Here is a 24,547-nt window from a genome sequence, read left to right as displayed (position 1 = left end):
CGGCCCAGGCGAGAACGCGAGAAAGACGCACATGACAACCACTGAATCCAGCTCCGTCGCCGCCACCCGCGGCGAGGCGCGCCGCCAGGCGACCGCGGACTCGGTCTACAAGCCGAAGGACGGCCTGCTCCTCGAGGTCGACGACCTGTTCGTCGAGTTCCACACCGACGACGGCGTGGCCAAGGCCATCAACGGCGTGTCCTTCGACCTCTACCAGGGCGAGACCCTCGCCATCCTCGGTGAGTCCGGCTCCGGCAAGTCCGTGACCGCCCAGGCGGTCATGGGCATCCTCGACATGCCCCCGGCCCGCATCACCGGCGGCCAGGTCCGCTACTGCGGCCAGGACCTGCTGACCATGCCCGACGAGCAGCGCCGCAAGACCCGCGGCCCGGAGATCTCGATGGTCTTCCAGGACGCGCTGTCGTCGCTGAACCCGGTCTTCCCGGTCGGCTGGCAGATCGCCGAGATGTTCCGCCAGCACCGCGGCATGAACAAGAGCGACGCCTTCGAGCGTGCGATCAAGCTCATGCAGCGCGTGCAGATCCCGGCCGCCAAGGAGCGGGTCAAGGCCTACCCGCACCAGTTCTCCGGCGGCATGCGCCAGCGCATCATGATCGCGATGGCCATCGCGCTCGACCCGGCGGTGCTCATCGCCGACGAGCCGACCACCGCGCTCGACGTGACGGTGCAGGCCCAGATCATGGGGCTGCTCCAGGAGCTGCAGGAGGAGCGCCAGATGGGGCTCATCCTGATCACCCACGACCTCGGCGTGGTCGCCGACGTCGCCGACAAGATCGCGGTCATGTATGCCGGCCGCATCGTCGAGCGCGCCGACGTCTACGACCTGTACCGGCAACCGGCCCACCCGTACACCAAGGGCCTGCTCGAGTCGATCCCGCGCCTGGACCTCAAGGGCCAGAACCTCGCCGCGATCGGTGGCCTGCCGCCGAACCTGATGCGTATCCCGCCCGGGTGCGCGTTCAACCCGCGGTGCCGCTACGCCCAGCCGCTCTGCACCCAGGACCGCCCCGAGCTCCGCGAGGTCCTGCCCTCTCGCGAGGCGGCCTGCCACTTCTCCGAGGAGGTCCTCAATGGCTGAGGCCATTCTGAGCGCGACCGACCTGGTCAAGCACTACCCGATCCGGGGCGGCGTGCTGCGTCGCACCGTCGGGCAGGTCAAGGCGGTCGACGGCGTCAGCTTCGAGCTCTACAAGGGCGAGACGCTGGGCATCGTCGGTGAGTCCGGCTGTGGGAAGTCCACGCTGGGCCGCCTGCTGATGCGCCTGGAGGAGCCCACCTCGGGCTCGCTGATCTTCGACGGCGTCGACGTCTACAAGCAGCGTGGCCGCGCCATGCGCAAGCTGCGCCGCGACATCCAGATCGTCTTCCAGGACCCGTACACCTCGCTGAACCCGCGCAAGACGGTCGGCGACATCATCGGTGAGCCGTTCGACATCCACCCCGACGTGGTGCCGAAGCAGGGTCGCCGCCGGAAGGTGCAGGAGCTGCTCGAGCTGGTCGGCCTCAGCCCGGAGCACATCAACCGCTACCCGCACCAGTTCTCCGGCGGCCAGCGCCAGCGCATCGGCATCGCCCGCGGCATCGCGCTGAACCCGAAGGTGCTGATCTGCGACGAGCCGGTCTCGGCGCTCGACGTCTCGGTGCAGGCGCAGGTCGTCAACCTCATGGAGAAGCTCCAGGACGAGCTGGGCCTGTCGTACGTCTTCATCGCCCACGACCTGTCGGTGGTGCGCCACATCTCCGACCGGGTCGGCGTGATGTACCTCGGCAAGATGGCCGAGATCGGCGACGAGGACGAGGTCTACTCGCGGCCGACGCACCCGTACACGCAGGCGCTGCTGTCCGCGGTGCCGGTGCCCGACCCGACGCTGCGCAACAAGCGCGAGCAGATCGTCCTGCAGGGCGACGTGCCCTCGCCGGCGAACCCGCCGTCGGGCTGCCGGTTCCACACCCGGTGCTTCAAGGCGCAGGAGAAGTGCAAGGTCGACGTCCCGGAGCTGATCCTGCGTCCGGACGGCGCCGGCGAGCACTTCTCGGCCTGCCACTTCGCCGCACCGCGGGAGATCATCGAGACCATCGACGTCTCCGGCGCGGCGACACCGGCCGGCGGCTGGGCCGCAGCCGAGCAGGTCTGACGCCGCTCCGGTACCCAGGCCGGCCACCCGGCATACACACACCGCGCCGCCCCCTCGAGAAGGGGGCGGCGCGGTGTCGTCTCCGTGCCGGCTCTCTGTCAGCGTCTCGGTGCAGCCTCTACAGGCGGCCGACCTTGTCGGGGAGCCGGCGGTTGAGCGAGAACAGCCGCCCGAGCACCGGCATCAGGACGATGTTGACGCCGTGCAGCACGCCGATGATGAGCAGGATTCCGCCGACCCGCTCTACCTCGAACTTCAGCTGGCCCGCGGTGGCGTCGATGACGAGGCCAGTGTGCGACCAGCTCGGCTCGGGCTCGAAGCGCACCGTGAAGAGGATGTAGGCGGTGAAGATCAGGTAGTAGACGACGTCGGTCAGCACGATGTAGCTCTTGCCGGTGAGCGGGTTGTCGTGGAAGACGTCGGCGGCGTAGGCGCGGCCGAACCGCTTGATGAACGGGCCGAGCCACAGGGCGATGGCGACCAGGCCCAGGGTCGTGACGATCTCGAGTACCCACCAGGGCATGCCGGTTCCTTCTCTCTGCAGGGCGATGACGGCGGTCGTGGCCAGGGCGATGACGGTGGCCCAGATGGCGATGGTGCGGCGCAGGCGGCGACGGCGCACGCGGTCGTCGCCGATGCTGTCGACGACGCGGTCGAACAGGTCGGGCGAGAGCGTCCGGCCGGGGTCGTCCCCGGTCAGGGCGTCGTGCAGGCGGTCCTCGAGCGAGCTCATCGGCCCTCCTCCGTCTCGGGCATTGGCGCGGATGTGGCGGGCGACGGGCGGGGCGCGCGGTGGTGCTGGTCCCGCAGCGCGACCTCCATGGCGCGCAGGCCCCGCTGCAGGTGGGTCTTGACCGAGTTGACCGACAGGCCAAGGGTTTCCGCGATCTCGGGCACGGACAGCTCGAGGTAGTAGCGCAGCGCCACGCAGTCGCGCTGCCGCTTGGGCAGGGCGCGGAGGGCCGCCACCACCTCGCGCCGCGACTCGCGGCCGGTGGCCTCGTCCTCGGCCGACGGCTCGTCCGGCGCGGCCGGCGGCCGGTGCCGCAGCGACACGAGACCCCGCCGGTTGTGGTCGCGGGCGAGGTTGATGACGATCGAGCGCAGGTATGCCGCGGCGCGCGCCTCGTCGTGGATGCGGTGGGTGCTGCGGGCCAATCGGATGAACGCCTCCTGCACGAGGTCCTCGGCGGCGGTGCGGTCGTCGACGAAGAAGCGGGCGAGCTGCACCAGGCGGGCGGCCTCGGCGGTGAAGAGCGTGACGACGAGCGGGTCCACGCCCTGCGCGGACCCGTCACGCTGTGCCCCCCGAGCGAGCACGCCCACAGCCTCCATCACCTCGACAGACGAAGCACGCGGCCAGGTGGGTGACAGCGAGACCGAGGAAAAGAAAAGTGGTTCCGGCTGTCGCCCGACGCTGCCGGAGCCCCGTCGGTTGCAGTGACAGACATCTTCGACGAGCAAGGACCTGACCATGACGCGTTCACGAGAAATCCTCCCCGCCGCCGACGCTGGGACCCCCGCTGCCGGCACCGGGCACCCGGTCCTGCGCGCGGCAGTGACCGGTGCCGGCCTCGGTGTGCTGTGGGGCGTGGGTGCCCGTGTCTTCATGCGCCTGGTGACCGACAACCCCGGGTTCAGCTGGGCCGGAACGCTGTTCATCCTCGGCCTGGCTGCCCTCATGGGGATGGGGCTCGGCGTGGTCGCGGCCGCCAAGGCCACCGGCGCACGCCGCTGGTGGCTGCTGGCGCTGCTGCCCGGGTTGCTCCTGCTGGCGGGGCAGGGGATGCCCTTCATCCCGGCGTTCGTGCTCGGTGGGCTGCTCTTCACGCGGCGCCACGCTCTGATCCGTGCCGTGGGAGCTGTCGGGGTCGTGGGCTCGGTCGTGGTGCTGTGGTTCCTCATCCGGCTCAACCAGGACACCATGCTGAGCATGCCGGTGCCCCAGCTGGTGCGGGGTCTGGTCGCGTTCGCAGCGCTGGCCGTCGCGCTGGCGGCCGGTGCCTCGGTGCTGTGGCGGCCGTGGGCGGCGCGGGACGACCGGTCCGTCGAGGGGGCCTCGCGGCTCGACGGGTCGCGAGCGGGTCAGGAGGGTCAGGAGCAGGTGGCTGAGCCGGTGTCGAGCGGCTTGGCGGCTCCGGCGCTGCCGACCAGCGCCCAGCGGTAGCCGGTCTTTGTCAGTTGCAGCTGCAGCACCGCGTCGACACCGGTGAGCTGTTTCTGGCTGTGGGCGAGCCGGCTGACGAAGGGATAGCTCTCGGCGCCGCCGGTGCCGACGACGAACTCGCGGATGCCGCGGGCACTGGCCCGGCCGTCGGCGGTCTGTGGGGCGAACCGTTCGTAGTCGTGGTCGTGGCCGTTCAGGACCACGTCGGCCCCGGCCTTCTGCAGGGTCGCCCACAGCGTGGTCACGTCGCGTGACGATCCGTGCGGCCCGGAGCTGAACCGCGGGTGGTGCCAGTAGGCGAGGGTGCAGCGGCTGCGGTGCTTCGCCAGGTCGGCCACCAGCCACCGGACCTGCGCCGACGTCGGGCCGCACCCGACGGCAGCGCAGTTGGAGTTCAGGGCGACGACGTGCCACCCGGCGTAGTCGAAGGAGTACCAGCCCTTTCCGCGCGGACCCGCGGCCTTGCCGAAGTAGTCGAAGTAGGCCTTGGCCCCGGTGGTGTTGTACTCGTGGTTGCCGGGCGCGGGGCGCATCCGGCCGTCGAACCGGCCCCAGCTGGGGCGGTAGCACTGGGCGAAGTCACGGGCCGAGCCGTTGGGGTAGGCGAGGTCGCCCATGGCCAGCACCGGTGCGCTGGGCGAGCCCTTGAGCAGGCGTGCCGCGATGGCGGCGGTGCGCTCGTCACCGCGGCCGTCGCACCGGGCGATGTCGCCGACGGCGAGCAGGGTCGCCTCGCCCGGCTGGGGACGGGTGGACCGCTCGGCGGCTGACGTCGGGGAGGCCGTGGAGGTGGCGGTGGAGGTGGCCGTGGCGGTGGCCGCGGTGGTGGTCGTGGAGGAGGACGACGAGGGTGCCGAGGGAGAGGGCCCTGCCGAACCCGAGCTAGAAGCCGCCGCCGGTGTGCGGCTCGTACCCGTGCTGCACCCAGCAGCGACCAGGATGCCCGCGAGGGCGACGACCGTCGCTCGGGTCACACCTGCGCGCCCAGCAGTCGTTCAGCGATCATCTCGCCGATGGGCAGGGCCGACGTCGCGGCGGGGGAGGGAGCGTTGGCCACGTGCAGCTGGCGGGGCGTGGAGCGCAGCAGGAAGTCGTGCACCAGCGTGCCGTCGCGCATCACCGCCTGCGCGCGGATGCCGGCCTCGTGCGGCCGGAGGTCGGCGAGGGTGAGGTCGGGGCAGTAGCGGCGACACTCGTTGAGGTAGCCGCGGCGCGACAGCGAGTTCTTCACCTCGACGGCTCCGGTGCGCACGTTGGCGCGGGCGACCTTCCACATGCCGGGGAAGCGGGCGTAGTCGGCGACGTCGCGCAGCGAGACATGGGTCCTGCGGTAGCCCTCGCGTGACAGCCCGAGCACCGCGTTGGGCCCCACCGTGATCCGGCCGTCGATGGTGGGGCTGAGGTGCACGCCGAGGAATGGCAGGTCGGGGTCGGGCACCGGGTAGATGAGGTGGCGCACCAGGCCTGCACGCGAGGCGGGCAGCTCGTAGTACTCGCCGCGGAACGGCACGATGCGGAAGTCGGTGTCGAGGCCTCCCAGCCGTGCGACGCGGTCGGCCTGCAGCCCGGCGCAGGCGACGAGGTGCCGGGCTCTGAGCACGCCGTGCTCGGTCAGCACCTGCACGGAGTCGTCGTCCTCGCGGATGCCGGTGACGGCGATGCCGGTGCGCACCTCGCCGCCGGCCAGGCGCACCTCCTCGGCCATCGCCGCCGTGACCCTGCGGTAGTCGACGATGCCGGTGCTGCGCACGAACAGCGCCTCGAGGCCGCGGACGTGCGGCTCCATCTCGCGGAGCCGCTCGCCGCTGACCGGCTCGACGTCGATGCCGTTGTCACCGGCCCGGTCGTGCAGGTCGTGCAGGCGGCGCACCTCGAGCTCCGACGTCGCGACCACGAGCTTGCCGATGGTCTGGAACGGTATGCCGTGGGCCTGGCAGAACTCCTTGGTCGCCTTCTCGCCGGCGCGGCAGAGGCGGGCCTTCAGGGAGCCGGGCGCGTAGTAGATGCCGGCGTGGATCACGCCGGAGTTGTGGCCGGTCTGGTGGGTGGCGAGGGCCGGCTCCTTCTCGAGCACGACGACGCTGGCGCCGGGGCGTCGCTGCAGCAGGTTGAGCGCGGTCGAGAGGCCGACGATGCCGCCTCCGATGACCACGAACTCGCACTCCATGGCGAACCTCCCCTGCCGCGTCCCCTCAGGCTAGCCCCGACCCGTCGGCGCCCCCACCGCGTTCGAGGTATTGCCGCGCGGATCCACCGGCGTGTTTACCTCGACCGGCGGAGGAAGGGGGATCAGTCGGACTCGCCAGAGCGGGCGCGCAGCAGCCGGCGCAACGACTCGAGCCGTGACGGGCCGGCCGATCCGGCCTGGCCGGACGCCACGTACTCGTCGAGCGCGCACTCCTCCTCGTCGTGGGAGCAGGAGCGGGGGCACTTCTCGGTGCCGGGCTCGAGGTCGGGGAAGTGCTCGATGATGCGGTGCAGGTCGACGTGGGCGAGGCCGAAGGAGCGCACGCCGGGGGTGTCGATCACCCAACCCTGGTCGCCGGGCAGCCGCAGCGCCACCGCAGAGCTGGAGGTGTGCCGGCCGCGCCCGGTCACGACGTTGACGTTGCCGATGGCGCGGTGGGCCTCCGGGACGAGGCCGTTCACGAGCGTGGACTTGCCCACCCCCGAGTGTCCGACGAAGACGCTCACTCGCCCGATCAGCTTGTCCTGCAACGCTTCCAGACCGTCGAAGCCGTCGCCCGAGGTGGACGTGACGATGTACGGCACGTCGAGCGGGGCGTAGTGCGACAGGAAGTCCGAGGGGTCCTGCAGGTCGGCCTTGGTCAGCACCAGCAGGGGGTCGAGGCCGGCGTCGTAGGCCGCCACGAGACAGCGGTCGATGAGCCGCGGCCGCGGCTCGGGGTTGGCGAGCGCCGAGACGATGACGAGCTGGTCGGGGTTGGCGACGATGACGCGCTCGACCGGGTCGGTGTCGTCGGCGGTGCGTCGCAGCACCGACTTCCGCGGCGACAGCTTCACGATGCGGGCCAGTGCGTCGGGCCCGCCGGAGGTGTCGCCCACGAGCTCGACCTGGTCGCCCACGACGATGCCCTTGCGGCCGATCTCGCGGGCCTTCATGGCGATGACGACGCGTTCGGGCAGCTTCTTGCCGCCCACGCCGGCACCGACGAGCACGGTGTAGCGGCCCCGGTCGACGGCCGTGACGAACCCCGGGATCGCGTCCTCGTGGGAGGGGCGGTCCTTGGACCGGGGGCGCGAGCCACGACGGCCGGGTCGGACGCGAACGTCGCTCTCGTCGTAGTCCGACGGGTGACGCGGGCTCATGCGGAGGCGGCGTCCGCGGTGCGCGCGGGGTGGCCCGAGCCGCCGAGCATGCCGTCCCACAGCTCGACGAACGTGGGCAGCGTCTTCGCCACGGTGCCGACGTTCTCGACCACGACACCCGGCACGCGCAGCCCGAGTACCGCTGCGGCCATGACCATCCGGTGGTCGGAGTAGGTGTGGAAGGTGCCGCCGGTCAGCGGGCGCGGGCGGATGTGCAAGCCGTCGTCGGTTTCGTGGACGTCGGAGCCGAGCGCGCCGAGCTCGCGGGACAGGGCAGCCAGGCGGTCGGTCTCGTGGCCGCGGATGTGCGCGACGCCGCGGATGACGGTGGGGGAGTCGGCCAGGGCGGCGATGGCCGCGACCACGGGGGTCAGCTCGCTGGCGTCGTGCAGGTCGACGTCGACCCCGGACACGTCGCCGGTGCCGGTGACGGTCAGGCCCTCGCGGGTGAGCGAGACGTCGGCGCCCATGGCGTCGAGGATGTCGCGGATCGCGTCGCCGGCCTGGGTCGTGTGCTGGGGCCAGCCGGGCACGGTGACCTGCCCGCCGGTGACGAGCGCCGCGGCGAGGAAGGGCGCAGCGTTGCTCAGGTCGGGCTCGACCTGCACGTCGAGGGCGTTGATCTCCGAGGGCTCGACCCGCCAGGTGTCGGGCTCGCCGTCGTCGACGATGGCGCCGGCGTCGCGCAGCGTCTCGACGGTCATCTCGATGTGCGGCTCCGACGGCACGGGCGGCCCGACGTGGCGCACGGTGACGCCCTGCTCGTAGCGGGGCCCGGCGAGCAGCAGCGCGGAGACGAACTGCGAGGAGGCCGAGGCGTCGATGGCGACCTCGCCCCCCGGCACGCTGCCGGCGCCGTGCACGGTGAAGGGCAGGGTGCCGCGGCCGCCGTCGTCGATGGTGGCGCCGAGGATGCGCAGCGCGTCGAGCACGGGGCCCATGGGTCGCACGCGGGCCTGCTCGTCTCCGTCGAAGACGACCGGGCCGTCGCAGAGGGCGGCGACCGGCGGCAGGAAGCGCATGACGGTGCCGGCGAGGCCGCAGTCGACGGTGCCGCCGCCGCGCAGGGAGGCGGGGGTGACGATCCAGTCGGCGCCGGCCGAGTCGGTCGTGCCGTCGTCGATGCCGGCGCCGAGCGAGCGCAGGGCCTCGGCCATCAGGAGGGTGTCGCGGGAGCGGAGCGGCCGCCGAAGGCGGGAGGTGCCGTTGGCGAGGGCGGCCAGGACGAGGAAACGGTTGGTCAGGGACTTGCTGCCGGGGAGGGTGACGAGCGCCTCGATCCGCTCATGCACCGCCGGCGCGTGCCAGTCAGGTGAGGGCATCGTGCGCCTGGGTCGCGCGGAGCTTGGCTTCTCGCCTGGCGGCCTTCGCGGCGTAGCGGGCCTCACGGCGGGTGGTCTTGGCAGCCCGCTCGGCGCGGTCGCTCAGCATGTGCACCCGGTAGGCGACGCCCGGCCGGCCCTCGGTGTCGACGGCGGCGAGCAGCAGGCCACCGAGCACGGCGAGGCTCTTCATGAACGCCTTGCGCTCCTCGCGCCGCTGCGCGGGGTCCTTCGCGGCCCAGAACGGGTGGCTCACGTAGGTCGACGGCACCGTGCTCGCGGCGAGCACGGTCGCCGCGGTGCGCGGCATACGGCCCAGGCCCAGCATCACACCGCCGGCGACCTGCGCGGCGCCGTTGGCGCGCACGAGCAGCTCCGGGTCGTTGGGCAGGTGCAGGGTGGGGGCGGCCTGGTCGGCGAGCGGAGCCACCTTCGGGGCTGCCTTGCCCGGGTGGCGCAGCTGGTCGAGCCCGCTGGCGATGAAGCTTGCGGCGATCATCGGACGGGCCACGCGGCGGATCAGGCTCATGAGCACTCCTTGTGGGCTGGTGTCACAGCATTACTACCGTAGTGGGCGCCTCCCCGCCGTGCGTAGGCTGCCCAGCATGTGCGGACGCTACGCGGCCACGGCCAACCCCGGTGAGCTGGTCGAGGAGTTCGAGGTCGAGCAGGACCGGACCGCCGAGCCTGCCCGCAGCGTGATGGCCCGCCCGCAGAGCCCGCCTCCCGGCACGCCCGACTACAACATGGCGCCCACCAAGCAGGCGCCCGTCGTGCTGAGCCGGGTGCCCAGGTCAACCTCCAAGGGGTCCGCGGAGGACACGAAGGAACGGTATGCCGAGGGCGCGCCTCCGGTGCGCCAGTTGCGGCTGCTCACGTGGGGCCTCGTGCCCAGCTGGGCCAAGGACACCAAGGTCGGCATGCGGATGATCAACGCGCGGGCCGAGTCGGTGCTGGAGAAGGCGTCGTTCGCCAAGGCGGCCGCCACGCGCCGCTGCCTGGTGCCGGCGGCCGGCTGGTACGAGTGGCAGAAGTCGCCGACGGTCAAGGACGCCAAGGGCAAGCCGCGCAAGCAGCCGTTCTACACGCACCGGGCCGACGGCCACCCGATCGCGATGGCGGGGCTCTACGAGTTCTGGCGCGACAAGTCGGTGAAGGACAACGACGACCCCGACGCGTGGCTGACGACCTTCACGATCATCACGACGGAAGCCGAGCCCGGGCTCGACCGCATCCACGACCGGCAGCCGCTCATCCTCGAGCCGGAGGACTGGGCCACCTGGCTCGACCCGACGATGCAGGACCTCGACGAGGTGAAGCGGATCCTGTCGTTCCACCAGCCGGGCCGGTTCGAGGCCTACCCGATCTCGACGGCCGTCAACGCCACTGGCAACAACGGGGCGCACCTGCTCGACCCGGTGCCGGAGTCCGAGCTCGAAGGGGTCGTCGACCCGATGACCGGGGAGGTCATCGGTGGTGAGCCTCCCGAGGAGGTCTCGCCCGAGGAGACGGAGCAGGGCAGGAACCCACAGTGACACCCAAGACCACGAGGGGCGCGGTCCGCTCGGAGGTCGCGACGCCCGCCGGTCCGGCGCGGATCCACCTCACCCGTCCCGAGGGCGACCAGCGCGGCGTGCTGGTGCTCACCCACGGAGCCGGGGGACGGCTGACGGCTCCGGAGCTCGCACCGATCCGCAGCACCCTGGTCGAGCTCGGCTGGGCGGTCGCGCTGGTCGAGCAGGCGTGGGTGCTCGCCGGGCAGAAGTTGCCTCCGCAGCCACCGAAGCAGGACCCGGCCTGGCTGCCGGTTGTCGCCTCGCTGCGTTCCGGGCGCCGCCGGCTGAACGGCCCGTTCATCGTCGGCGGCAAGAGCAACGGCGCCCGAGTGGCCTGCCGCACCGCCCACGCCTCCGGGGCCGACGCCGTGCTGGCCCTGTCCTTCCCCCTGCACCCTCCCGGCAAGCCGGAGACCTCGCGAGCCGAGGAGCTGCGCGCACCGCTGCCACACGGCATACCGCTGCACGTCGTCCAAGGTGCCAACGACCCGTTCGGGACGCCGGAAGAGGTGCGCGCCGAGCTGCCGGACCCGGCCTTCGTGACGGAGGTGGCCGGGGGGCACTCCTTCCCGCGCAACCCTGTCGACGTGGTCGCGGCGGTGAGGGACTTCGTGGGCTCGCTACGACACTGATCGCCCAGCGCGATCATTGTCGTGGTCGGTTCAGCGCTTCCTCCGTGGGGCTTCTCGCCGTCGCGGGGAATGAGCGGGGGAGAAGTGCCGTTGACCTCCTCAGATGTCGTCGAAGGGAGCCCCACCTGTGCTTGTGCTCGAAGTGCCGTCCGAGATGAGCCGTCGCACCCCAGCCGGTCTAGGCTGGAGCGCGATGACCGAGACCCCAGCACCTGACGCACCTGCCACTGACGCAACCGTCGACGTGGCTCGCGAGACCCCCGAGGAGCGGCACGCCCGCTTCGAGCGCGAGGCCATGCCCCTGCTGGACCAGCTGTACTCCGCCGCGCTGCGCACCACGCGCAACCCCGCCGACGCCGAGGACCTGGTCCAGGAGACCTACACGAAGGCGTATGCCGCCTTCCACCAGTACAAGCCGGGCACGAACTTCAAGGCCTGGATGTACCGCATCCTCACCAACACCTACATCAACAGCTACCGCAAGAAGCAGCGCGAGCCCCAGCAGTCCGACGCGGCCGAGATCGAGGACTACCAGCTCGCCCGCGCCGAGTCGCACACCTCCAGCGGGCTGCGCTCGGCCGAGACCGAGGCGCTCGACCGGCTGCCGGACACCGAGGTGAAGCGCGCGCTGCAGGAGCTGCCCGAGGACTTCCGCATGGCGGTGTACCTCGCGGATGTCGAAGGGTTCGCCTACAAGGAGATCGCAGAGATCATGGACACCCCCATCGGCACGGTCATGTCGCGGCTGCACCGTGGTCGGCGCCAGCTGCGCGAGCTCTTGAACGACTACGCCGCCGAGCGCGGCTTCGCAAAGCAGGGAGCGGAGTCATGAGCGAACACGCTGAGCACCCTGGCGAGCACACCGACTGCTCGGAGACGCTGCACCGGGTCTACGAGTACCTCGACGGCGAGATGACGCCGGACGACACTCACAAGATCGCCAAGCACCTCGACGAGTGCGCCCCGTGCCTGCAGCAGTACAACCTCGACCAGGCACTCAAGGCCCTCGTCAAGCGGTCCTGCGCGTGCGAGGAGGCCCCGGTGGCCCTGCGCACCCAGATCATGGCCCGCATCACGACGATCCGCCTGCAGGCCTCCGACTGACCGAGGCGTCAACGCGAACGGGGCGCCGGTCCGAGTCGTAAAGACTCGGTCCGGCGCCCCATTCGGCGTCTTCGGCCTGCTCAGGCGTTGGGCTTGCGGCCGTGGTTGGCCGCGTTGCCCTTGCGCGAGCGGCGCTTGCGGGCGCGCTTGCTCATGGGTCACTCCGTTGCTGGTGGCTTCGGCGCGTGCGGCGCCGCGATCGCCGGCCATTCTCGCACACGCGGGTCGTAGGTCTTAATCCGTGCCGTTTCTTCAAGATTTGGTCAAGAAAGTCTCATGGTTCGTGAAAATCGTGAGGTTGCGGGCATCATGGGACGTGCTGAGGTGCCACACCCCCGCAGGTGCCAGAGTTGCCCTGCTCGCCGACGCACAGGTTGCTAGCCCGCAGGACGCAGAAGGAGAACCCCCGCCATGAAGGCTCTCATTGACATCGACCCGACCACGGCCGTTGGCCCCCGCATCCAGACCATCTGGGGATGGGGCGGCTGATCCCGAGATACTGAGATTGCCCCCGTTTGCCGTCTAGATTGTTTCCATGACGGCGGGGACTTCGGGCGACAAGCCTGCGCGAGGTGACAAAGCCTCGACGCAGGCTTTCGTCATCTCTGTGGCCTGTTTGGCCCTGGTGCTGCTGGCCGCAGGGTGGGTCCTGACGGGCGGACCGTACGACTGGGGCGCCCTGCTCGTGCTGGCAACCCTGGGTGTCTTCAGCTGGGTCGTCCGCGACCCGGACATCGGCACCCGGGTGCAGATCTCCCTGACCAGCGTCATCCTTCTCGCCTCGGCGGTCATCGTCGGACCCGTGGGTGCTGGGCTGGTCGGCGCAGCCTCGACGGCCGTCGTGCCGCGGCGGGCTCCGCTGATCGTCCGCATGTTCAACATCGCGCTCGGCAGCGTCATCGGCTCGATCGGCGGCCTGGTCTACCTGGCGGCTCACGGCACCAAGGACCTCGCTGACCTCGACGGGGCCCTCGCGATCGTCGCCTGGGTGGGCCTGCCCCTGATCGTGGCCGACATCGCCCAGTGCCTGGTCAACGCGGTCCTCCTCGCCGGCATCATGCGGGTGGCCAACGGCATCCCCATGCGGTCCCAGATCATCAAGCTCCTGAGCACGACCGGTCTGGCCTATGTCGGCTACGGCATCATCGGCTTCCTCTTCGTGGTGCTGTGGATCCCGGCGGGAGTGGGCTGGTTCAGTGCAGTGCTGGTGCTCGCGCCGTTGACGGTGGCGCAGTGGGCGTTCCGCCAGTACGGCGACGAGGTGCGGGCCCACGAGCGCACCCTCGACGCCCTGGTCGCCTCCATCGAGGCCAAGGACCCGGCGAGCGCCGGCCACAGTGCCCGAGTGGCCCAGCTCTGTGAGTGGATGGCCGACGCGCTGGGCCTCGGCTTCCGCGAGACCCAGGAGGTCCGTACGGCCGGCATGCTGCACGACCTCGGCAAGCTCGCCATCCCCTCACGCGTCCTGCGCCTGCCGCGCGAACGCAACGAGGCCGAGCAGCAGGTGATGGCCGAGCACCCCATCCACGCGGTCGACATGCTCGGCGACATCGAGTTCGTCCGCGGGTCACTCGATGCCATCGCGCACCACCACGAGCGCTACGACGGCCGCGGCTACCCGTTCGGCCTGGCAGGGGAGAAGATCCCCCTCGCGGCGCGGATCATCGCGGTCGCCGACGCGTTCGACGCGCTGACCACGGAGCGCTCCTACCGTGCCCCGTTCAGCCCCGCCGAGGCGATGGCCGAGCTGCACCGTCGTGCCGGCACCCACCTCGACCCCCAGGTCGTCACCGCGCTGGAACGGGCGCTGGCGCGGCATACCTGGGCGGTCACGGAACGCTCGGTGGAGCAGCTCGCCGCCTCCGGCGCGAACCGCGACCACGACGACCCGGAAACCTCCGACGCGTATGCCGCGCGGGCCGATCTCCGCTCGCACCTCGCCCGCACCGCCGAGCGGCAGCTGCCCGTGAGGGCCGAGTCGTGAGCCGCCGACCGCACGCGCCGCGGCTCGATGCGGCGAAGGCCACCGTCGCGCTGGCCGGGGTCATCGTGCTCGCCTCCGCGTGGTGGAGCCTCGACGACGTCGGCCTGGTCAGGGTTCCCGACGCAGCCGGGATGCTCGCGCTGTTCATGCTAGCCATCACCATCGGTGAGGTGGCCCGCCTGACCATCCTCGGGCGCCGGGAGACCGCGCCGCTGTCGATGGCGGCGGCGCTGGCGCTCACCATGACCTCGCTGGTCCCGAGCGGCCAGAGCCTGTTCGTGCCGTCGTCGGTGGTCGTCGTGGCGACGGCCTTCGCGATGGGCATCGGCGTGCTGGTGCACGCGGTGCGGCGGCAGCCGATCGGCCTGCCCGAGGTGGCGGCGCGCATCGTCGGCCTGTCGGTGGCGTCGGTGCTCTACCGGCGGGTGCCGTTCCAGGGGCGCACGCTGCTGGAGTGGCAGGGCGCCTGGGAGAACCGACGCTGGCTGATCGCCGTCGTCATGCTGGCGGTGTCGCTGGTCGCGGTGCTGGTGAGCCTCGGTCTCGAGGGTGCGATCCGGTCGCAGCAGGAGCACTCGCCGCTGCTGCGGACCATTGTCAACGAGTACCGCGAGGCGGCCGGGCTGACCACCGCGCTGGTGACCACCGGGGCGCTGATCGCGCTCGCCGAGGTGGCGCTCGAGTGGCTGGCGCTGCCGCTGTTCCTCTTCCCGCTGCTGCTCACCCAGTTCGCGGTGCGGCGCTACGGCGCGATCCGCGAGACCTACCGGCAGACGATCGGGGCGCTGTCGTGCCTGACCGAGCGCGCCGGGTACACGCGGGAGGCGCACGCGACGCGGGTGACCGAGATGGCGCTGGCGATCGGTCGTGACCTCGGCATGACGCCGCGCGAGGTGACCGAGCTGGAGTATGCCGCGCTGCTGCACGACCTGGGGCAGGTCGCCCTGCGCGACCCGATCCCGGGCGGCTCGACGATCATGGCGGCGCCGGCCGACCAGCAGCGCATCGCCCACGACGGTGCCGAGATCGTGCGCCGCACCGGGGTGCTCGACAACGTGGCGCGGATCCTCGAGGCGCAGACGACGCCCTACCGGCAGGTGCGCGAGTTCGGGCAGGACCTGCCCATGCCGAGCCGCATCATCAAGGTGGCCAACGCGTTCGACGACCTGTCCGGGGGCCACTACAGCGGGCCCGACGAGGCCCGGGCGATGGAGCGCATCCACCTCGGGCTGGGCTACGAGTACGACCCGCGCGTCGTCGATGCCCTGTCCCGCGTCCTCGACCGCCGCAACGCGCGGACCTCGCCGTTCCTGTCCGCCTGACCTGGGCTGGTCTCGAGGCAGGTTCTGGGCAACCTTCGCCCACGGTTCGGATCGGCGCCATACGTACGCCGTCCAACCGAACATTGGTCGAAGGTTTCAAAGGAGGCCGAACCTTCGACCTCCTTTGAAAGATTGAGCCAGCCCTCCGGCCGAGTCCGGAGCGGTTGCACGAGAAGGGGGCCCGCACCTCTCGGTGCGAACCCCCTTCCGTATGCCGTGCGGCTAGGTGCCCGTCACTGGGTGCCGGTCTGCAGGTGGATGGGGGTCTCGAGCTTCTCGACGCGGGGGTCACCCTCGTCGGCGAAGTAGTCGCCCCTGATGGTCTCGTCGACGCCGTTGTCGACCTTCATCGCGTTGAACACGAAGGTGAGGATCGCGGCAATGATGACGTTAATGACGAAGGCGGTCAGGGCGATGTAGCCCAGGTCGCCGATGATCGGCATGGCCGCCAGGGAGCCGCCGAAGTGGCTCTTGGTGGCGGGGTTGATGACGTTGTACGCGGTGTAGGTGCCGTAGATCATGCCGACGGCCCAGCCGGCGAGCAGCGCCCAGCGGTGGAACCAGCGGGTGTAGAGGCTGAAGACCAGCGCGGGGAAGGTCTGCAGGATCCAGATGCCGCCGAGGAGCTGGAAGTTGATCGCGTTCTGCTTGTCCAGGGTGAGGACGAACACCAGGGCGAAGGCCTTGACGATCAGCGAGACCAGCTTGCCGACGCGGGCCTGCTCGGCGTGGGTGGCGTCGGGCTTGAGCCACTCCTTGTAGACGTTGCGGGTGAAGGTGTTGGCCGCCGCGATCGACATGATCGCCGCGGGCACCAGTGCGCCGATGGCGATGGCCGCGAACGCGACGCCGGCGAACCACGACGGGAAGGAGTCCTCGAACAGCTGGGGGATCACCAGCTGGGCGTTGGGCTTGCCGTCGAGGCCGATCGGCTTCGTGCCCGCCGCGATGGCGACCCAGCCGAGCAGGGCCAGCAGGCCGAGCACGAACGAGTACGCCGGCAGGATCGAGGCGTTGCGGCGGATGGTGTTGCGGCTGCCGCTGGAGAGCGTCGCCGTGATGGAGTGCGGGTACATGAACAGCGCCATGGCCGAGCCGAACGCGAGCGTGGCGTAGGCCCAGTACTGCTGGCTGTTCGGGATGAACGCGCCGGTCGGCTTGCCGGTGACCGGGTTGGGCTTGGCCATCTTCGTCTGGGCGGCGCCGAAGATGTGGTCCCAGCCGCCGAACTTCGACGGCAGGTAGATCACGGCGACGATGATGACGAGGTAGATCAGCGTGTCCTTCACGAACGCGATGACCGCCGGGGCGCGCAGGCCCGAGCTGTAGGTGTAGGCCGCCAGCAGGGCGAAGGCGATGAACAGCGGCAGGTCCTTGGCGATGACGTTCTGCGAGCCGCCAACGCCGGCCACCTCGAGCACCGCCTGGATGCCGACGAGCTGGAGGGCGATGTACGGCATCGTCGCGAGGATGCCGGTGAGTGCCACGGCCAGCGACAGGCCGCGGGAGCCGTAGCGGCCGCGGACGAAGTCGGCCGGGGTGACGTAGCCGTGCCGGTGGCTGACCGACCACAGGCGCGACATGAAGATGAAGATGATCGGGTAGAGCACGATCGTGTAGGGGACCGCGAAGAACCCGGAGACCGAGCCGAGTGCGAACATGGCCGCCGGCACGGCGACGAAGGTGTATGCCGTGTAGAGGTCACCGCCGAGGAGGAACCAGGTGACCCAGGTGCCGAACTTGCGGCCGCCGAGGCCCCACTCGTCGAGGCTCTCCATGCTCGTCGCCTGTCGCCACTTCGAGGCCCAGAAGCCCATGACGGTGACGAGCAGGAACAGGATGATCAGCACCGCGAGGGCGGTGTAGTTGACGCCGGTGTTGGCGGCGGCGGGCAGCATGGCGGTCATCGGCCGGACTCCTCGTCACGTCGGCGGGTCTCGGCGTCGCGCCACCCGAGCATGGGACGGTGCGGCCGAGCCTTGAGCACGAGCTTGTATGCCGTGTACGTGGCTGCGGAGCACAGGAAGACCCAGAGGAACTGGTACCAGATGAAGAACGGGAAGCCGCCCAGCTTGGGCTCGACCCTCGCGTAGCTGCCGACCCAGGCCAGCGCGATCATGGGGAGCGCCAGCAGCACTCCCGCGGCGACCAGCAGGCCCTTGTTGGCGGGTGGGACGGTGTCGTGGTCGACGTCGTCGTACTCGGGATTCACCATTGAACCTCCAGGTGAGCATTCGCCTGCGGGATACAGGCCATCTCTCACCGTATTCATGTACCCCTGCAAATGGTGGGACATGCGAAGGCCTGCATAGGTAACAACTCGGACACAGGCCTCACCAGCCACCCCGCACAGGCTGCGGGGGGCTTCATCAGTGGTCTCCAAGCCGGCCCCGGGCGCCCGCCTCAGGTCTGCGGCCCCGGACCTCGGTCAGAGGCCGAGCGTCTCGCGGGCGACCGAGACCCGCCGATCGCGCCATTTCTCCAGCGCGTCGAACTGGCCTGAGTGCTGGGCGATGAGCCGCTCCTGGTAGGCCGACTCGACAGCCAGCCACGTGCCAACGAGGTTGCTCCGCTGACGACAGGCGACGTCCTGCTGGGCAGTCCGGATCTCGTTCGCTCCCGCCGGCTCGGGCCATGCCTCGTCGTTGGGCTGCCATGGGTTGGTGTAGCTGAAGCCAGCCGTCTTCATGCAGGCAGCCCAGGCGCTCATGGCCTTCACGACGCGGGGGTCGTTCTCCGAAGCCTTGAAGCTGTCGAGGGAGGCCGCGCCAGGGCTCAGCGGTGGGTCACCCCCGAGCTTCCGCTGCGTCTCGCCCAGACACCCGCCGACCGGCAGGGGAGCGCCATGGTGGTCTCGTGGCTGGGTGGCCGCGTCGGCACTTCCGCGGAGCGCGAGGTCCTCTTGGGGAGTCGGGTTCCAGTCGCCCTTGTCGTCGGCGGCGGTACGGGTCTTCGGCGGCAGTCCGTAGCCGTACTTCTCCACGGGGGAGCCCTCCACAAGGCCGTAGCGGCGGATGTTCATCTCGACAGCCGAGGCATTTTTCGGGGCGGGGATGGACGTCTCCACGTCGAAGCGCTTGGCGCAGTCGGCAACCAGCGTGGAGAACGCCCGGCTGACCAGGCCGTCCTCCTCTGCCGTCAGTGCGTAGCTGTCCAGCGGCAGCCGCAGCTCATGTGCGCTTCGGATGGCAGGGGTGGCGGTGACGCGCGGCGTCGCCGAGTCATGAGGCACGGGGGCCCCGGCTGCGGCGGAGCAGCCGCCCACCGCGACGAGGGCGAGCAGGGGTAGGGCGCGAGAGCGAAGCACGGACATCCTCCTGTCTGGAGGGGTGGTGAGCCCGTGTGCGGGCTCACCACCCCGGGGGTGCTAGGTCAGCTCCACTTGATGGAGCTGGCTCGGTCGTTCCAGACGTCGAGGTTGTACTTGTTGCTCGAGTCGTTTCCGGCGTTGAACCACCCGTCCGCACCGCCGCTGCGGTCGCCCTGGAAGTCAGCGAACTGGAACAGCGCCGTGTCGCAGCTGTTGAGGTCGCGCAGGGAGCTCGTGCGGTTGTCGAAGTTCTCCTCGTCGAGAGCCCTCTCCGAGTAGTCGACGTTGTCGTAGCTCGACGTGCAGGGAGCGCCGCCGTACCACTCGATGCGTGCGCCGCCCCAGTCCGCGTGCTGGTAAATGACGGCGATCATGTAGTTGGAACCGGCCACGCGCATGTGGTCGGGGTTGAGACGCTGCACGGGCGGCGGGTCCGAAGCGTAGGCGGGGGCGGCCAGGGCCATCGTTCCCATCGCGGCGAAAGCGGCCAGTGCAGCACTCAGCTTCTTGTTCATCAGATTCCCCTCTGTGTGGGGTGGCGCCTTTGCCTCCCCGGGCGAGAGAAAACTAGGGATCAGTGCTTCTGCCGCGGCTACGGAGAAGCCCCGACTTGAGTCCAGATACGGTGATATTTGCACCGTTCCTCGGGCGGAGCGAGGTAAATATTCACCACCTTCAACAAGCCGCCGCGGAGGGGCTCTGTCATCTGTTATCGGCTGCGGAGAGCTTGCTGGCAGCAGCGTCAATCGGCCCGTACAGCAAAGTGCCCGTCCCATAAGGGGACGGGCACTTTCGCGAAGAGGTCAGGCTCAGGCGGCCTTGGTCTCCTTGAAGATGCGGTCGATCTCGTCGATCTTGCCGAGGAGCTCCTGAGCCTGGGCGGAGTCGAACGAGCCCTTGGTGCCGGAGGCGCCGGCGAGCTTGGTGGCCTCGTTGAAGAGGGTGTGCAGCTCGGGGTACTTCTCGAAGTGCGGGGCCTTGAAGTAGTCGGTCCACAGCACCCACAGGTGGTGCTTGACGAGCTCGGAGCGCTGCTCCTTGATGATCGCCGCACGGACGCGGAAGTCCGGGTCGTTGTTGTCCGCGACCTTCTCGCAGATCTTGGCGATGGACTCGGCCTCGATGCGGGCCTGAGCGGGGTCGTAGACGCCACAGGGAAGGTCGCAGTGGGCGCTGACCTCAAGGGCGGTGAAGAAACGGGAAAGCATGCGAATCCCTTCTGCAAGTCGGACGATCACGTGCACCCGCCAACCTACCCCCGCCCGGTTCGGCCCGCACGGGGCCCCCGGATCAGCGGCGCCCCCGGACCAGCGAGGCCAGCGGGAGCCGCTGGCGGAGTGGCCCGAGGAAGGTGCCGAGCAGGAGCGCGACGAGCGGCAGGCGCTGGGGGAGCCGGAACAGCACGCGGCCCTTGATGTCGTCGCGCGGCAGGGACGTCCCGAGCGTCCACGAGTCCACCACTCCCTGGGCGCCCTGGTTGTCGGCCTCGACCCAGTACCGGGACGGGTCTGCCGGGTCCACCATGGTGACGCGCTTGACGGCGAGCGGCCGCGGCATGCCCTGGTCGTCGGGTGGGAGCTTGACGATGGCCATGCGCCCCAGCTTCGGCCGCGCGCCACGCAGCACGAGCAGGCGGTCGCCGGTGTGGAGGGTGGGCTCCATCGAGCGCCCGTTCACCTTCGCCAGACCCAGACCGATCATCGGCTCCCCAGCCCTTTCCTCCGGCTCGCGTCGCCGGCTCGGTGCCCATCATGCACCCGGTATGCCGCGGCCGCTTCCTCCCGTGTCACGGCACCAGTGCCGTGCAGTTGAGTAACTGGTTGAGGTCCTTTGCCTCTGGAAGGCGCTTCTTGCCCGCGGAAGCGTCGGGATTTGGAAAGTTGCGGTCAGCCCTCAGTTGCGGCGGCCGCACCAGGAGGTGGTGGCCATGGCGACCAAGGCGATCCATTCACTCGCGGTGCTCGCGGCGGCAGGTGCTCTGGTGGTGGGTCTGGGCGGGCTGGCGGCGATGGCAGACGACGGCCCGCAGTCCGCCGCCTCGCGCACCATGGCATCAAGTGGACGGTGGTCCGGTCGCTCGACCCCGGCGGCGGCACCTTTCCCCACTGCGTCCCCGTCGGCCAGGTCCACAGCATCACCGTCCTCGGTGACGACCACGGCGTCACCATCCTCGGTGACGACCACGGCGTCACCTTCCACAGCAGCGACCGCGACGCCACCGTCATCGGACTCAAGCTCGTCCGACTCCACGTCCTCGGCCAGTTCAGACGCTGCATGGGCGGATGGTGCCCAGTCCACCGTCGACCCGCCAGGGACGTCGGCGACCCAGATCCCTGGCCCCTCGGCCACCCATGAGGGGGCTCGCGCCGCGACGGAGGCACCGGCCGCGAACGCCGATCCCACGAGCCCCACGGCTGCTACGGCTGCACCGGCTGACGGCCTGTCGCCTGCAGCCACGACGACAACCACCGATCCCGTCCAACCCACGGCCTCCCTGGTCTCCAGCAGCTGCAGTGCGCTGACGGCGAGTGTCCTGCTGGACAACAGTGGTTCGACCGCGAGGGCGATTTTCTTGATGGACGTCTCCAGCTACAGCCCTCTCGTCGACACGCCATCGCGGTATCTCCCGGACGTCACAGTGGCGGCTGGGCAGAGCCGCACCGTCGAGGTGCCTCTCACGCAGGACGCCAAGAACGTGCTGCAGGTCCGCAGTGGCTTCTCGCAGGAGACGATTCTCAGCACGGAAGTCATATGCGGTGAGTTCATCCAGGCGACGGTCGCGCCCTTCGACTGCACATCTCTGACGACGACCGTCACGCTCGACAACACGCGCAGGAGCGAGGCCACCGAGTTCACGACCACGGTGGTCCACGGGCAGGTCGTGACCCACACCGAGAAGACGACGGTCGCTGCTCACGGCGAGGCTGCGCTGACCGTGTCGCTGACCCAGAACGCCCGCAACATGGTCACGGTCGAGGCTGGACCACGCCGGGCCACGGTGGGTGGCCGGGACGGGGTTTGCGGGACCTATGCCAGCGACCTCCGCGCGTCCGTCGGCGACTTCGACTGTGGCAGTCTCACGGTGCCCGTGACCCTGGACAACAGTCGCTCGAGCTCCGCCGAAGCGTTCTTCCTCTGGGTCACGTACCTCTTCATCGACCACTGGGTCGCTGCGGAACCGCCACAGGTGGTCGTTCCCGCACATACGGTGCGGACGGTGGAGGTGGCGATCCGGGACAACACCGTCACGACGGTGATGGTGACCTCCGCGCCGGAGAGCAACTACCCCGAAGCGGTCCTGACGACGTCACCCAAGGGCCCGGTGTGCGGAACTCTGCCGTCCAAGGCGAAGGTCAGCCTCGGCCAGCTCAACTGCGTGACCGGAACCGTCGTAGTGACCGTCGACAACGGCCACACCACGCTCCCGCCCCGCGCCAACTCCTTCGAAGTGTCGAGCACCGAGTACCCCCGAGTCAGCCGCGCCTTTCACGCCGAGGTCGACATCAGCGTCGGCCACGTCGGGCACGTGGTGTTGCCGGTGGCCGATCTTCGTGGTGGCCGCCTCAGGGTCACGGAACTGGAGGAGCAGCGGACGGTGATCTTCGAGCAGGCCGTACCGACGGAGTGCCGATCGGGGGCGACGGGCGGCGCGACCGAGCAGCCTCGAGCGGAGACAACTCAACCCGCCGCGCCGGAGCCGGCCGCAGGCCCGGTAGAGGGAAACCTGCCTCCCCTGGCAGGCACCGGCGGGCCTCTGGCGATGTGGGCGGCGCTTGGTGGTGCCCTGATCGCCCTCGGTGCTGTAGCCATGCGGGCGTCCCGAAGCAGGACGTCTGGCCGCCGCCGCTGAGCCCGTTCACGCTCATCCCGTATGCCGGTGCGTCCCGAGCCATCGTTGCCTCACCCGGCACGACACCGCTCTCCGGCACTGGCACTACGCGCAGTGCCGCTGCCAACCGCTACGAGACCGCCGCAAGGTCTCCCAGAAGTCGTTCAGCACCCCGCAGGACGTCGTCTACGTCGCCTCCGGTGAGAGCTTCCCCGACGCACTCGCCGCCGGTCCGGCGGCTGCCCGGGATGGCGCACCCATCCTCCTCGTCTAGCGCGACGCGGTGCCCGCCGTCGTCAAGACCGAGCTGGAGAGGCTGAAGCCCAGCACCATCGTCGTGGTGGGCGGTGACGGCGCGATCTCCTCGACGACGTTCAACACCCTGGCGACCTACGCCCAGAAGTGGCAGACCTACCGCGCCTACGGCAGCAACCGCTACGAGACGGCCGAGTCACTCGCCCAGGGCTGGCAGACCGGCGACGTCGGCACCGTCTACCTCGCCTCGGGTGAGAGCTTCGCCGACGCGCTCGGCGGGGGAGCGGCCGCCGCGGGGACGAAGGGCGCCCTGCTCCTCACCGCGAAGGACACGCTGCCCCCGGCCACCACGCGGGCTCGGACGGCCCTCAAGCCAGCGCTCACGGTCTACCTCGGCGGCCCGACCATCACCTTCGGCGGCACCACCGTCTGCTGAGTCTGGCCGCCACAGCCGCGATGTCGCCCTCGTCGGGTCGGCCGTTCGGCGCGCCCGCACGCAAAACCGACCCGGGCGGCCGGTCAGCCCTCTACCTTGTGCTCGGGCGGGGGAATCGACACAAAGCAGAAGGAACCACACGCATGTACAAGAAGCGCGCAGTCGCCGCAGCGGCCACTACGGCGATTGCCCTCCTGGGGGCAGGAGTGGGCGCGGCAGTCGCCGACACGACCCCACTGTCCGGCACCGGAAACCCGCGGATCGCGGGTGCCAACCGCTACGAGACGGCTGTCAAGGTCTCCCAGGCGAGCTTCAAGGCGCCGATGGACATCGTCTTCATCGCGTCTGGTGAGAGCTTCGCCGACGCGCTGGGCGCAGGCCCCGCCGCGGCGGCGTCCGGGGCACCCATCCTGCTGGTGCAGAAGACCAAGGTGCCGCAGGTCGTTCTTGACGAGCTCACGCGGCTGAAGCCGAAGTCCATCGCCGTCGTCGGTGGGACGGGTGCCATCTCGCAGCCGGTCATGGACGCCATCGCCAAGTACGCGCCGGCCGACGGAACGTTCCGCATCTCCGGCTCCAACCGCTACGCCACGGCAGCGGAGGTCGCCAGCGGCTTCGACCCCGGCATCCCTGCCGTCTTCATCGCCTCGGGCGAGAACTTCGCCGACGCGCTCGGCGGAGGCGCTGCGGCAGCCCACGAAGGGGGAGCGCTGCTCCTCACCGCGAAGGGCAAGCTGCCCACCGAGACGTCGCAGGCGCTGAAGAACCTCAAGCCCCAGCAGGTCGCCATCCTTGGCGGCACCGGTGCCGTGAGCGCCTCGGTCGAGACGGCGATCAACGCCGCGACCGGCAAGAAGGCGTTCCGGTTCAGCGGGGGCGACCGCTACGAGACCGCCGCCTGGGTTGCCAACGACGTCTGGGGAACCTCCAAGAAGGTCTTCATGTCCTCGGGCCTGAGCTTCCCGGACGCCCTCGCGGCGACGCCGGCGGCCCACATCAACGACGCGCCGATCCTGCTGACCAAGGGCACCTGCACGCCGCTGGTGACGCAGGAGGTCAAGAAGGACCTCGCCCCGACGCTGTCGGTCTACCTCGGTGGCAAGACCGTCACCTACTACGGCACCAAGGTCTGCTGACCCGCCGA

28 protein-coding genes are annotated in these 24,547 nt (G+C 70.1%); 13 read left to right on the top strand and 15 right to left on the bottom strand.

The features are described 5' to 3' along the window. Nucleotides 1–31: 31 nt before the first annotated feature. Both BMW78_RS02175 and BMW78_RS02170 read left to right on the top strand, forming a co-directional pair. Entirely contained in the window at nucleotides 32–1,099 is a 1,068-nt protein-coding gene (locus BMW78_RS02175) for an ABC transporter ATP-binding protein (protein ID WP_091755917.1), read from the top strand. Then, nucleotides 1,092–2,156: an ABC transporter ATP-binding protein gene (locus BMW78_RS02170; protein WP_091755910.1), complete on the top strand. Its 1,065-nt coding sequence runs from the start codon at nucleotides 1,092–1,094 to the stop codon at nucleotides 2,154–2,156. The genes BMW78_RS02175 and BMW78_RS02170 overlap by 8 nt, the downstream gene beginning before the upstream one ends. Nucleotides 2,157–2,274: 118 nt before the next feature. Here the strand turns inward: BMW78_RS02170 and BMW78_RS02165 are convergent, their stop codons facing one another. Beyond that, nucleotides 2,275–2,889: a hypothetical protein gene (locus BMW78_RS02165; RefSeq protein ID WP_091755908.1), complete on the bottom strand. Its 615-nt coding sequence runs from the start codon at nucleotides 2,887–2,889 to the stop codon at nucleotides 2,275–2,277. Beyond that, the gene (locus BMW78_RS02160; RefSeq protein WP_245735611.1) at nucleotides 2,886–3,476 is read right to left on the bottom strand and encodes an RNA polymerase sigma factor; all 591 of its coding nucleotides are present in this window, start codon (nucleotides 3,474–3,476) and stop codon (nucleotides 2,886–2,888) included. Before BMW78_RS02160 ends, BMW78_RS02165 begins: the two co-directional genes overlap by 4 nt. Before the next feature lie 154 nt (nucleotides 3,477–3,630). Here BMW78_RS02160 and BMW78_RS02155 point away from each other — a divergent pair, with 154 nt between their 5' ends. Continuing rightward, complete coding sequence (locus BMW78_RS02155; RefSeq protein ID WP_091755906.1) at nucleotides 3,631–4,323, top strand: hypothetical protein; 693 nt, start codon at nucleotides 3,631–3,633, stop codon at nucleotides 4,321–4,323. Here the strand turns inward: BMW78_RS02155 and BMW78_RS02150 are convergent. The 5 genes from BMW78_RS02150 to BMW78_RS02130 form a co-directional block, all read right to left on the bottom strand. Then, nucleotides 4,251–5,297, bottom strand: coding sequence for a metallophosphoesterase family protein (locus BMW78_RS02150; RefSeq protein WP_091755905.1), 1,047 nt, complete (start codon nucleotides 5,295–5,297; stop codon nucleotides 4,251–4,253). The genes BMW78_RS02155 and BMW78_RS02150 overlap by 73 nt on opposite strands. After that, nucleotides 5,294–6,490, bottom strand: coding sequence for an L-2-hydroxyglutarate oxidase (gene lhgO, locus BMW78_RS02145; protein ID WP_091755903.1), 1,197 nt, complete (start codon nucleotides 6,488–6,490; stop codon nucleotides 5,294–5,296). The genes BMW78_RS02150 and lhgO overlap by 4 nt, the downstream gene beginning before the upstream one ends. 122 nt (nucleotides 6,491–6,612) lie before the next feature. Then, nucleotides 6,613–7,653 (bottom strand): ribosome small subunit-dependent GTPase A, encoded by a 1,041-nt coding sequence (rsgA, locus tag BMW78_RS02140; RefSeq protein WP_091755902.1) that lies wholly within the window; start codon nucleotides 7,651–7,653, stop codon nucleotides 6,613–6,615. Further along, the gene (aroA, locus tag BMW78_RS02135) at nucleotides 7,650–8,975 is read right to left on the bottom strand and encodes a 3-phosphoshikimate 1-carboxyvinyltransferase (RefSeq protein ID WP_091755900.1); all 1,326 of its coding nucleotides are present in this window, start codon (nucleotides 8,973–8,975) and stop codon (nucleotides 7,650–7,652) included. Before aroA ends, rsgA begins: the two co-directional genes overlap by 4 nt. Beyond that, entirely contained in the window at nucleotides 8,962–9,504 is a 543-nt protein-coding gene (locus BMW78_RS02130; RefSeq protein ID WP_245735610.1) for a DoxX family protein, read from the bottom strand. Before BMW78_RS02130 ends, aroA begins: the two co-directional genes overlap by 14 nt. A 76-nt stretch (nucleotides 9,505–9,580) precedes the next feature. Here BMW78_RS02130 and BMW78_RS02125 point away from each other — a divergent pair, with 76 nt between their 5' ends. The 4 genes from BMW78_RS02125 (at nucleotide 9,581) to rsrA (ending at nucleotide 12,267) form a co-directional block, all read left to right on the top strand. After that, nucleotides 9,581–10,510, top strand: a complete 930-nt coding sequence (locus tag BMW78_RS02125; RefSeq protein WP_091755899.1) for an SOS response-associated peptidase — start codon at nucleotides 9,581–9,583, stop codon at nucleotides 10,508–10,510. Next, a complete protein-coding gene (locus BMW78_RS02120; protein ID WP_091755898.1) occupies nucleotides 10,507–11,163 on the top strand; it encodes an alpha/beta hydrolase family protein in 657 nt (218 codons plus the stop codon). Before BMW78_RS02125 ends, BMW78_RS02120 begins: the two co-directional genes overlap by 4 nt. Nucleotides 11,164–11,356: 193 nt before the next feature. Further along, the gene (locus tag BMW78_RS02115; RefSeq protein ID WP_091755897.1) at nucleotides 11,357–11,995 is read left to right on the top strand and encodes a sigma-70 family RNA polymerase sigma factor; all 639 of its coding nucleotides are present in this window, start codon (nucleotides 11,357–11,359) and stop codon (nucleotides 11,993–11,995) included. Further along, nucleotides 11,992–12,267, top strand: coding sequence for a mycothiol system anti-sigma-R factor (gene rsrA, locus BMW78_RS02110; RefSeq protein ID WP_091755896.1), 276 nt, complete (start codon nucleotides 11,992–11,994; stop codon nucleotides 12,265–12,267). The genes BMW78_RS02115 and rsrA overlap by 4 nt, the downstream gene beginning before the upstream one ends. Before the next feature lie 80 nt (nucleotides 12,268–12,347). Here the strand turns inward: rsrA and BMW78_RS21380 are convergent, their stop codons facing one another. Beyond that, nucleotides 12,348–12,422 carry a 50S ribosomal protein bL37 gene (locus BMW78_RS21380; RefSeq protein ID WP_369791897.1) on the bottom strand — a complete coding sequence of 25 codons (75 nt, stop codon included), beginning with the start codon at nucleotides 12,420–12,422 and terminating at the stop codon, nucleotides 12,348–12,350. A 452-nt stretch (nucleotides 12,423–12,874) separates the two neighbouring features. Between BMW78_RS21380 and BMW78_RS02105 the strand changes: the two genes are divergently transcribed. Further along, on the top strand, nucleotides 12,875–14,251 hold the full coding sequence (locus BMW78_RS02105) for an HD-GYP domain-containing protein (RefSeq protein ID WP_177180236.1): 1,377 nt from the start codon (nucleotides 12,875–12,877) through the stop codon (nucleotides 14,249–14,251). Continuing rightward, on the top strand, nucleotides 14,248–15,573 hold the full coding sequence (locus BMW78_RS02100; protein WP_091755893.1) for an HD-GYP domain-containing protein: 1,326 nt from the start codon (nucleotides 14,248–14,250) through the stop codon (nucleotides 15,571–15,573). Before BMW78_RS02105 ends, BMW78_RS02100 begins: the two co-directional genes overlap by 4 nt. Before the next feature lie 233 nt (nucleotides 15,574–15,806). On the opposite strand, the gene mctP is transcribed toward BMW78_RS02100, so the two are convergent. From mctP to BMW78_RS20390, 7 genes are all read right to left on the bottom strand, one after another. Beyond that, nucleotides 15,807–17,480, bottom strand: a complete 1,674-nt coding sequence (gene mctP / locus BMW78_RS02095; protein WP_091755891.1) for a monocarboxylate uptake permease MctP — start codon at nucleotides 17,478–17,480, stop codon at nucleotides 15,807–15,809. Then, complete coding sequence (locus tag BMW78_RS02090; protein ID WP_091755889.1) at nucleotides 17,477–17,788, bottom strand: DUF3311 domain-containing protein; 312 nt, start codon at nucleotides 17,786–17,788, stop codon at nucleotides 17,477–17,479. Before BMW78_RS02090 ends, mctP begins: the two co-directional genes overlap by 4 nt. Nucleotides 17,789–18,001: 213 nt before the next feature. Continuing rightward, on the bottom strand, nucleotides 18,002–18,880 hold the full coding sequence (locus BMW78_RS02085; protein ID WP_143056116.1) for a hypothetical protein: 879 nt from the start codon (nucleotides 18,878–18,880) through the stop codon (nucleotides 18,002–18,004). A 65-nt stretch (nucleotides 18,881–18,945) separates the two neighbouring features. Then, complete coding sequence (locus BMW78_RS02080) at nucleotides 18,946–19,398, bottom strand: hypothetical protein (protein ID WP_091755886.1); 453 nt, start codon at nucleotides 19,396–19,398, stop codon at nucleotides 18,946–18,948. 294 nt (nucleotides 19,399–19,692) lie between these two features. Further along, nucleotides 19,693–20,091, bottom strand: coding sequence for a superoxide dismutase, Ni (sodN, locus tag BMW78_RS02075; protein WP_091755884.1), 399 nt, complete (start codon nucleotides 20,089–20,091; stop codon nucleotides 19,693–19,695). Nucleotides 20,092–20,173: 82 nt separating this feature from the next. Continuing rightward, entirely contained in the window at nucleotides 20,174–20,545 is a 372-nt protein-coding gene (locus BMW78_RS02070) for a S26 family signal peptidase (RefSeq protein WP_218144192.1), read from the bottom strand. Nucleotides 20,546–20,776: 231 nt separating this feature from the next. Further along, nucleotides 20,777–21,133, bottom strand: coding sequence for a hypothetical protein (locus tag BMW78_RS20390; RefSeq protein ID WP_218144191.1), 357 nt, complete (start codon nucleotides 21,131–21,133; stop codon nucleotides 20,777–20,779). Nucleotides 21,134–21,458: 325 nt separating this feature from the next. Between BMW78_RS20390 and BMW78_RS02060 the strand changes: the two genes are divergently transcribed. From BMW78_RS02060 to BMW78_RS02045, 4 genes are all read left to right on the top strand, one after another. Further along, nucleotides 21,459–22,733 carry a hypothetical protein gene (locus tag BMW78_RS02060; RefSeq protein WP_091755876.1) on the top strand — a complete coding sequence of 425 codons (1,275 nt, stop codon included), beginning with the start codon at nucleotides 21,459–21,461 and terminating at the stop codon, nucleotides 22,731–22,733. Next, nucleotides 22,717–22,986: a cell wall-binding repeat-containing protein gene (locus BMW78_RS21375; RefSeq protein WP_091756526.1), complete on the top strand. Its 270-nt coding sequence runs from the start codon at nucleotides 22,717–22,719 to the stop codon at nucleotides 22,984–22,986. Before BMW78_RS02060 ends, BMW78_RS21375 begins: the two co-directional genes overlap by 17 nt. Before the next feature lie 9 nt (nucleotides 22,987–22,995). Continuing rightward, nucleotides 22,996–23,403, top strand: coding sequence for a cell wall-binding repeat-containing protein (locus BMW78_RS02050; RefSeq protein WP_091755874.1), 408 nt, complete (start codon nucleotides 22,996–22,998; stop codon nucleotides 23,401–23,403). A gap of 143 nt (nucleotides 23,404–23,546) precedes the next feature. Further along, the gene (locus BMW78_RS02045; protein WP_177180235.1) at nucleotides 23,547–24,539 is read left to right on the top strand and encodes a cell wall-binding repeat-containing protein; all 993 of its coding nucleotides are present in this window, start codon (nucleotides 23,547–23,549) and stop codon (nucleotides 24,537–24,539) included. Nucleotides 24,540–24,547 lie beyond the last annotated feature (8 nt).

Origin of the sequence: Pedococcus cremeus, from assembly GCF_900111375.1 — a bacterium.
Classification (GTDB): Bacteria; Actinomycetota; Actinomycetes; order Actinomycetales; family Dermatophilaceae; genus Pedococcus_A; species Pedococcus_A cremeus.
Note: the sequence above shows the minus strand (reverse complement) of the source record. Positions and strands in the feature narration are given on the sequence as shown.